The sequence below is a fragment of the Bartonella sp. AD13SXNS genome, from assembly GCF_042196465.1.
Taxonomy (GTDB): domain Bacteria; phylum Pseudomonadota; class Alphaproteobacteria; order Rhizobiales; family Rhizobiaceae; genus Bartonella.
The window spans coordinates 1-874 of the sequence record NZ_JBHIQI010000082.1 but is presented as its reverse complement, the minus strand read 5'-3'; the positions used below and the strand labels follow the sequence as shown (position 1 = coordinate 874).

The window sequence follows — 874 nt, the reverse complement described above, 5'->3', positions numbered from 1 at the left end:
GTTTATGGTGATGCCATGGTTTATGGTGATGCGCATATTTATGGCGATAACGTCATGTCCACTGGAGAAAAATCATGGTGAAAAAATACGAATTAACTGATGAAACAATTGAGTTTGATGGAAAAACTCTTCACCGTATTCATGCTTTAAGGGATTTTGATGATGTCAAAAAAGGAGATCTTGGTGGCTTTATTGAAAAGGAATATAACTTAGGTCATAAAGGCAATTGCTGGGTCTATGATGATGCCAAGGTGCTTGAAAGCGCTACCATTTTTCATAATGCCAAGATATTTGATGGCGCCTGTATTAGTGGAAATGCTTCAGTTTATTCTGATGCACAAGTTTACAGTCGTGCTGTTGTTTTTGGTAATGCCAACGTTTCTGGTAGTGCACATGTTTTTGGTGATGCTGTTGTTCGCGACAAATCTCATGTTTACGGTGATGCAGAAGTTTACAATAGCGCACTCATTTATGGTGATGCAAAAGTTTTTGAGAATGCACGAATAAAGAATAGTGCCAATGTTTACGACAATGCTCGTGTATATGGGAACGCAATAATTTGTGGTCCTGCTCTCATTTATAACAATGCTAAAGTTTATGGTGATGTCATTATATCATGCTCCAATTTCACGTATGAGGATGATATTAATTATGGAAATGTTGAGATTTTTGGAGATGCAAAAGTTTATGATAGTGCTCGCATTTATGACGCAGTCAAGATCTTTAGAAATGCCGAAATTCGTGGATTAGCTAATATTCGCGGAAACACGAGAATTCCTCAAGACATAAAAATTTAACAACCAACCAGCCTTTTAACACAAGCGTGATTCACGCCACGGGAAAACTGTACGCAAATAAAGGAAAAAAACATGAC

General features: G+C 37.4%; 1 protein-coding gene. It reads left to right on the top strand.

Translation table 11 applies throughout. The annotated features are described in order from the left end of the window. Window positions 1-74: 74 nt before the first annotated feature. On the top strand, window positions 75-797 hold the full coding sequence (locus ACFIMQ_RS09480) for a hypothetical protein (protein ID WP_375703938.1): 723 nt from the start codon (window positions 75-77) through the stop codon (window positions 795-797). The last annotated feature ends 77 nt before the right edge of the window (window positions 798-874 follow it).